The 2833-nt window shown below is 36.7% G+C and carries 4 protein-coding genes; 3 read left to right on the top strand and 1 reads right to left on the bottom strand.

The window, feature by feature from the left end; translation table 11 throughout:
* Positions 1–1114 (top strand): hypothetical protein (locus tag FJ366_04285; protein ID MBM3894784.1); only part of this gene is annotated, 1114 nt, incomplete at its 5' end.
* Here FJ366_04285 and FJ366_04280 read toward each other — a convergent pair.
* A complete protein-coding gene (locus FJ366_04280; GenBank protein MBM3894783.1) occupies positions 1111–1476 on the bottom strand; it encodes a toxin-antitoxin system HicB family antitoxin in 366 nt (121 codons plus the stop codon). The genes FJ366_04285 and FJ366_04280 overlap by 4 nt on opposite strands.
* A gap of 636 nt (positions 1477–2112) precedes the next feature.
* Between FJ366_04280 and FJ366_04275 the strand changes: the two genes are divergently transcribed.
* Both FJ366_04275 and FJ366_04270 read left to right on the top strand, forming a co-directional pair.
* The gene (locus FJ366_04275; protein MBM3894782.1) at positions 2113–2337 is read left to right on the top strand and encodes a hypothetical protein; all 225 of its coding nucleotides are present in this window, start codon (positions 2113–2115) and stop codon (positions 2335–2337) included.
* A gap of 98 nt (positions 2338–2435) precedes the next feature.
* The gene (locus FJ366_04270; GenBank protein ID MBM3894781.1) at positions 2436–2711 is read left to right on the top strand and encodes a hypothetical protein; all 276 of its coding nucleotides are present in this window, start codon (positions 2436–2438) and stop codon (positions 2709–2711) included.
* Positions 2712–2833 lie beyond the last annotated feature (122 nt).

Genomic DNA, 2833 nt, shown 5'->3' with positions numbered 1-2833 from the left:
CGTGACCATCAAAGGAAATAAGCAAGGACTTTGGCATGATTTTCAGACAGGGGAAGGTGGTGATATGTTGCGTCTTTTTGCAGAGCAACGAGGCTTAACAAGCGCGACAGATTACCCGCAATTGCTTGGTGAAGCGAGTCGTTATATGGGCATCGATTTAACTAAACATCTATCGTCAGTGTCATCAAAAAAAGCGCAACAAAAAGGACAACAACAGGATAAAAGTGACCCCAAAAATTGGACGGATTATCAGAAAAAACAAGTGGCGAAGGCGAATAAGTTGGCTCGAGAAAGTCTGCCGATCAAAGGTACGTTAGTTGAAAATTATTTAAAAGAGCACCGTAAAATTGATCTAAAAAACTGGCCAGAGAACGTAAGATTTCATCCGAATATTTATTGCGCGATAAACAAAAAATCCACTCCTGCGATGTTATTAGTAGGCAAAGATAAAGCAGGTAATGTTCAGGTCGTGCAGGCGACATTTTTAGATCAGGCTACGAAAAATAAACCTCAAAAATTACCCGTTTCTAAGCAAACCATCGGCGTTATTAGCGGTGCTGCTGTGCATTTATCGCTATCAAAAGAAGGTGAAAAATCGGTTGATGAGACTACCAAATCGTATATCGCCGAAGGCGCTGAAACAGGCTTGAGCGCTCTCATGGCTGATCAAAAAAATGAAGTTAAAGTAACACTCGGGCAATCCAATTTTCTTTCAACTCATAAGCTGAATCTTCAGAAAAATGTAGTATTTTGTTTTGATCATGATGCTAAAAGTTCACCTGAAAATCGCTTTAAGGAACAAGCCAATAAGTTGCAATCAGAAGGCAAAACTGTGACGTACTTGAAGCCTGAAGCAATTGGGCATGATCTTAATGACGTCCTCAAAGAGAAGGGGGTAGAACATCTTAAAACCCTATTAGTAGAAGAGAAAAGCTTTACCTCCGACACCCAAAAAATGAGTCACTCAAAAGAAGAAATGACACGTCAAACGCTTATAAAAACAGGCAATAAGCGACAGGCTATGAATCGTGCCTTGGCACAACAAAAGGCTGCTGAATTACCTGTAAAACAACTCAATCCTACCAGAAGTTTTGATCGCGAAATGGGCCATTAATCCTCATTAATATCTAACAGTCCATTGGCCTTTGCCTCCGATTTTTCCTTAATCATTTTGATTTCAGCCTTAACATCGGGATACTTTCCGTCCAGAATTTTTTCAAATAGAACGCGCGATAGCACACGACTTTCGAGTGACCACGACAACAAATTTTTCCATAAAGTGCGTTGCTTTTCTTCAGAAAAAATTGAGGAATTTTCGCCACCACCGTTTTTATTTTGATCGGTTAAATCTTCTAATTCCATGCCCATTTCAACCAATTTACGAATGTACTGAGAGACTGAAATCTGTTGTTTTTTAGCGCCAACTTTGAGTTTTTCATGAAGTTGTTCCGGTAAAGATATGCAATATTGACCCATTTTCCCCGCCTTAAAGTTATATAAAAATCATATAAGATCAAGTTTATCACTATATATAAGTTTATAAAAGATATATATTTTTTATATAGTCATATTGTAAGTTGTTGAAAAATATATGCCATATTAAAATTATCTAGTCATATGTTTTTTATATAATCCCCCGCAAAATTTATACCTCGCTCACAAAAAGAGCAAATTAATGTAACTTATTGAATTTAATAGAAAATGTGTGTGCAACGTTAGTTGCGACATGTGTGAGAACTAAAAAACCAACACAACACCCACGACATCACAAAACAGCATCCTCTTATTCATTATTTCAAATAAATTGGAGCTTAAACATTTTTAAAAGTGAAGTTATAAAGAAACGCGATCAGTTTCTTAAATGACAATAAAAAAATATATGATGAACATCCAAAAGAGCAATCAAAATACTTCAGACAATTTAACGACAAATAATTTTTTCATCAACCTATCGCAGTAACATTGAATGAGCGCTACATGATTTCTTTAACAGCAACAAATGAATAAAGTCATTTATCTTTTACATAAAAATCATATTGACATTAAATCTGATTTTGATATGATTTTTTTACCCCACCCGTAGATGTGTTCTCTCAAATTTGGAGAAAACACATGCCTTTAATTAAACCCCATAAAAAAGTTCAAAATGAAACGCTTAAGCTATCCTGCCCAGGTGATTTACTTCGTGAGGTACAGAAATATTGCACCGCATTTCATATTGAGCGACCAGAGGAGTTTTTTGTACAAGCAGCGCAGTATGTGCTTGAGCATGATAAAGATTGGACGCGCTCTAAAAAAAATCGCTTGATTGATCCGCTGCCTGAAATATTGAAATGAGTCGAAACAATTGTTTGACTAAGTCACTTAGTTGTCCGTAAAATCCCTTCTGCATTTGTTAATGCAGGATTATTTTTATTGATTAAGCGAGGAAAATTATGGCTCAAGCAGCAAATGTAGAAAAATTGAAAGCAACGATCGTTGCATTGAAAGATCAAGTGAAAGCACTCAAAGTTCAATTACGCGATGCGAATGCACAAGCAAAAACAGCGGCTAAAGCGGCTAAAACAACGAAAACTGTCGCCAAAGCTAAACCCGTCAAAAAAACAGCCGCTCCTAAAGGAGTGACTAAAAAACCTGCAAAAATAAAGAAGGCTACCGCTAAACCGAAACCGAAAACGAAGAAAGTTAAAGCTGCACCGTCTTCTGCATAAAAGTGTTGGTTATACTCTGTGCGATGGGATTTTTGCCCATCGCACATTCTTTAAGCTTGTCTGTTAGTATGCATCGACAAAAGTCGATGACACGTTTTTTTTAAGGTGTTTTAAAATGAGTG

The organism is Candidatus Dependentiae bacterium, from assembly GCA_016871815.1.
Taxonomy (GTDB): Bacteria; Babelota; Babeliae; order Babelales.
Note: the sequence above shows the minus strand (reverse complement) of the source record. Positions and strands in the feature narration are given on the sequence as shown.

Bases quoted from the DNA above. Each gene is read 5' to 3' on its own strand.
- FJ366_04280 (MBM3894783.1), bottom strand. From the start codon at position 1,476: ATGGGTCAATATTGCATATCTTTACCGGAACAACTTCATGAAAAACTC.
- FJ366_04275 (MBM3894782.1), top strand. From the start codon at position 2,113: ATGCCTTTAATTAAACCCCATAAAAAAGTTCAAAATGAAACGCTTAAG.
- FJ366_04270 (MBM3894781.1), top strand. From the start codon at position 2,436: ATGGCTCAAGCAGCAAATGTAGAAAAATTGAAAGCAACGATCGTTGCA.